This window comes from Shewanella mytili (genome assembly GCF_046765975.1).
In the GTDB taxonomy this organism is placed as follows: Bacteria; Pseudomonadota; Gammaproteobacteria; order Enterobacterales; family Shewanellaceae; genus Shewanella; species Shewanella mytili.
The window spans coordinates 1-3,645 of the sequence record NZ_JBKOUD010000029.1 but is presented as its reverse complement, the minus strand read 5'-3'; the positions used below and the strand labels follow the sequence as shown (position 1 = coordinate 3,645).

The 3,645-nt window shown below is 45.5% G+C and carries 5 protein-coding genes; 1 reads left to right on the top strand and 4 read right to left on the bottom strand.

Annotated elements, in window-relative coordinates:
• Positions 1-84 precede the first annotated feature (84 nt).
• Complete coding sequence (locus tag ACIDEJ_RS15160; RefSeq protein WP_411988607.1) at positions 85-510, bottom strand: DUF4844 domain-containing protein; 426 nt, start codon at positions 508-510, stop codon at positions 85-87.
• A 92-nt stretch (positions 511-602) separates the two neighbouring features.
• Positions 603-944: a hypothetical protein gene (locus ACIDEJ_RS15155; protein ID WP_411988882.1), complete on the bottom strand. Its 342-nt coding sequence runs from the start codon at positions 942-944 to the stop codon at positions 603-605.
• 131 nt (positions 945-1,075) lie between these two features.
• Between ACIDEJ_RS15155 and ACIDEJ_RS15150 the strand changes: the two genes are divergently transcribed.
• A complete protein-coding gene (locus tag ACIDEJ_RS15150; RefSeq protein WP_411988881.1) occupies positions 1,076-2,278 on the top strand; it encodes an IS4 family transposase in 1,203 nt (400 codons plus the stop codon).
• A 101-nt stretch (positions 2,279-2,379) separates the two neighbouring features.
• On the opposite strand, the gene ACIDEJ_RS15145 is transcribed toward ACIDEJ_RS15150, so the two are convergent.
• Both ACIDEJ_RS15145 and ACIDEJ_RS15140 read right to left on the bottom strand, forming a co-directional pair.
• Positions 2,380-2,916 carry a hypothetical protein gene (locus ACIDEJ_RS15145; protein WP_411988880.1) on the bottom strand — a complete coding sequence of 179 codons (537 nt, stop codon included), beginning with the start codon at positions 2,914-2,916 and terminating at the stop codon, positions 2,380-2,382.
• A 57-nt stretch (positions 2,917-2,973) separates the two neighbouring features.
• Positions 2,974-3,612, bottom strand: a complete 639-nt coding sequence (locus ACIDEJ_RS15140) for a Vat family streptogramin A O-acetyltransferase (RefSeq protein WP_411988662.1) — start codon at positions 3,610-3,612, stop codon at positions 2,974-2,976.
• Positions 3,613-3,645 lie beyond the last annotated feature (33 nt).

The following is a 3,645-nucleotide window of genomic DNA, read 5'->3' as shown; positions in this document are numbered from 1 at the left end:
ATAACGCCCCGCTAGACGGCGAGCGAAGCGAGTCCTAGTGAAGGCCACGTTTTTCCTGTGGCCGTAACGGATTTCAGCGGTTTGTTAGTGTTGAATCGTTGGGTCAAAGCCATACCTCCATTGATTCAATCGTCCTCCTGAGCTAGCAATCTCGAAAACATCCATAATTTGCTCAAAGTATGTGAAGCCTCTATCCATCTCTTCGGAATCCATCACAGATAGTGCACGAGCTGCGACTTCGATGATCCCCCAGAACTCATCTTCCGATATTTCAGATTCTGAAACCTTGAGGATACTGACTATAGCTGCATTTATAACTAGCTCGGCCTGAAGCCTAGTTACCTCGTCAGGAGCGCCTGGATAGAAGTACACGGAACTTTCGACGAACTTCTTTTCTTCTAAAAGCGCTTCTAGCTGACTGACCCTATCTGGGTTAACACTGATCATTTGTCCCTCATTTGAACAGCCAAACATTAGTACCGTTAAGAACAGGAGAGTAATAATTTTCATATTTACACTAACGCCGCCAGCACGGGCCGGAGCACGCAGTGCGGAGGTCCAGCCCCGAAGGGGCGGTTGTGCCTGGCCTTGTTAAGTGTTTGCTACAAACCTGTATAGACTTGCTCGACTGAGTACCCACTATAGCTGCCTGACTTGTCAAAGTTTATGAAAATTTGAATACCACAATCGTATAGTAGCCAAAGTAAAAAATTCCGACCTTTACATTCTGCAGTGCCATCGGCAGGCTTGGCTTGAAACCGATTTTGAAAGCGATCGTAGGTGTAGCCCCATGAGGTTTTGGCTAGAAACGCCTCGACCTCCTGCTTTGATGCGCCCAGCACTAAATTAACGTCAATCTCCTTCTTCAAGCTTTCTACATCATCAAGTTCCGCAGCTATGGCAGGAACAGACATAAAAGCAATGATTAAAAGCATTATTCGCACATTCTCTCCCTGACACTTAACGCCTTACTCTAGGAAATCCCCAGATAATTCCCTTTTTATTCAATTTTGTAGACACGCATGGTGTTGATTGATCTAATTGATTTCGCCAAAAAACTACCAGATCCAACACAATGCGTGATGTCCATATCTTACACGATTTACTCAAAAAGCAATGCCCGCAAATACATCAAAAACGGCTTAATTCTCTGATGGTTGCTACAGAAGCGTTACTTGATGGCAATCAGTTGTCACTGACTCAGCTTGGTCGCAATATCTCTGGTGCGGTGGCACCAAAGCACAACATCAAACGGATAGACAGGCTACTCGGCAACCCGCACCTACACTCTGATAAATTCGCTATTTATCAATGGTATGCAAGGTTACTCTGTGCAGCTAATCCCATGCCGGTAATCCTCATTGATTGGTCTGATGTCCGTGAACAACTGCGGATGATGACATTGCGAGCCTCTGTGAGTGTGCAAGGGCGTTCGGTTACCCTGTATGAGCGCACTTTCAAGTTTGCCGACTACAACGCTCCCCGCAGTCATAACGCCTTCCTTGCTGAGTTGGCGCAGGTACTGCCATCTCATGTTTGTCCGCTGATTGTCACCGATGCAGGTTACCGCAATACCTGGTTTCGGGAGGTGGAACGCCATGGTTGGTTTTGGCTTGGCCGTGTCCGTGGGGATGTCGGTTTTCTTCAAGACAATCATGCCCAATGGCAGTCGAATAAGTCTCTGTATCCCTCCGCCACGACGAAAGCGCAGCATGTTGGTTACGTAAAACTGGGACGAAAATCTCCGCTCCCTTGTCATTTACATCTGTACAAGGCTGCGCCGAAATATCGAGCCGACAAGCGGTCATCCAAGGCCGGGCGCAATCATACGGCACAGCAAAGTTACCGTCTTAGCAGTAAAGAGCCCTGGTTACTGGCAACCAACTTGCCCACAGAGGTGTTCTCTGCAACGCAGGTGGTCAAGCTTTATGCTAGACGGATGCAGATAGAAGAAACCTTTCGCGATCTCAAGAGTCCCCAATACGGCATGGGACTTAGACAAAGCCGCAGCCGTTGTCCACGCCGTTATGATGTGTTGTTGCTGATAGCGTTGTTGGCAGAAATACTGCTTTGGTGTATCGGCCTGGCCGCCCGGCATCTGGGATGGCAGCGGAAGTTTCAAGCCAATACGATACGTGACAGAAACGTGCTATCTGTCCTCCGGCTCGGCAAAGAAGTGAGACGACGTCCGGAATACTCAATCAAAGAATCGCATTTTCGCTGGGCTTGGGGTGAATTCCTTAAACTGGTTAACACCTCTGGGAGGCCAGAATTATGAGGGGATCCTCCAGCGCCTTACTAATGGGCGCATAAATGCTTGGCTAAAATTAGCGACGAAGGAGCACAAGCCAAGCGTTTTGCGTCCTTTTGAGTAACTTGTTATCTAGCTAGTTTAATTGACTCAAATGACTTAACAGCTTGATTCAGATAGCGACCATTAAACTTAATTAAGTCTTGAGTATGCAAACTAATAATCTTTGAATTGAACACGTAACAATACATTACACCGTGAGCTTGCTTTGAATCAATTTCACCACTCCACTCTATTTTGGCAGCAGGAACTCCAGATATTTCTATGTACTCGATCTCACTTTTTTCAAATTTGTTTCGTTTTCGAGCTATACCTGATAGGAATTGTTCGAGATATTGAGCTGACCCTTTTTTAAGCTCATCATCAGTCATTTCGGGGAATGGTTTGCCTGGATTCCAAGTCGTTATTTGCAATAGCGTCGCGTTATTTCCGTCTTCATGTAAGTTTCGGAATGCAATAGTTGACGCACCTTGCCCCATACTACGCTCAATTGGCCCTTCAAACCCTTCCGGAATATTGATGGACGCATCAGCAAAGGAAAACTCACTTGCATGTGTTGCAAACGATAAAAAAATAATAAATATATAAATAAGCATCCGATTCACGCGATACTCCTTGCTAGATAACGCCGCATTCAGCGGCTTGTCCGCTGCAATGCTTTGTTAAAAGCCGTTTGCCTTCCGAAGTGCAAGAAGGTCACAGCCAACTATTGCTTCGAGATGTTCAGTTATTTTTTCTGCACTCCAATCCCACCAAGCCATCTCTAAGAGCTCATTAATTGTACTATCATCAAATCGATATTTAATGACTTTGGCAGGATTGCCACCAACAACGCTGTACGCCGGGACATCAGCTGTCACGATAGATTTACTCGCTATTATTGCTCCATCGCCAACTTTGACTCCCGGCATAATTGTAGCTTCATAGCCGATCCAAACATCATTCCCAATTTCTGTATCGCCTTTGTAGGGTAGCTCCCCCTCTTTAGGCATGACCTTCTCCCAGCCGTTACCAAATATTTGGAATGGGTATGTCGAAAAGCCAGAAATTTTATGATTAGCGCCATTCATTATGAATTTTACGTCTTTTGCGATAGCGCAAAATTTCCCTATTATGAGCTTATCTCCAATAAACGGAAAATGATAAAGTACATTGCTCTCAAATCGCTCAGGACCTTCAGGGTCATCGTAGTAGGTATAGTCACCAACGATGATATTTTCAGAAGATATGTAATTCTTCAAATAGCCTACTTGGGGAAACCCCTTCATAGGTTCTTTATCTTCAGGACTTGGACCTTTCAAAATGCCTCCGATGTGTCTGTGACTTTTAACGCC

Excerpts from the sequence above, each read along its gene's own strand:
- ACIDEJ_RS15160 (WP_411988607.1), bottom strand. The coding sequence starts at position 510 with ATGAAAATTATTACTCTCCTGTTCTTAACGGTACTAATGTTTGGCTGT.
- ACIDEJ_RS15150 (WP_411988881.1), top strand. The coding sequence starts at position 1,076 with ATGCGTGATGTCCATATCTTACACGATTTACTCAAAAAGCAATGCCCG.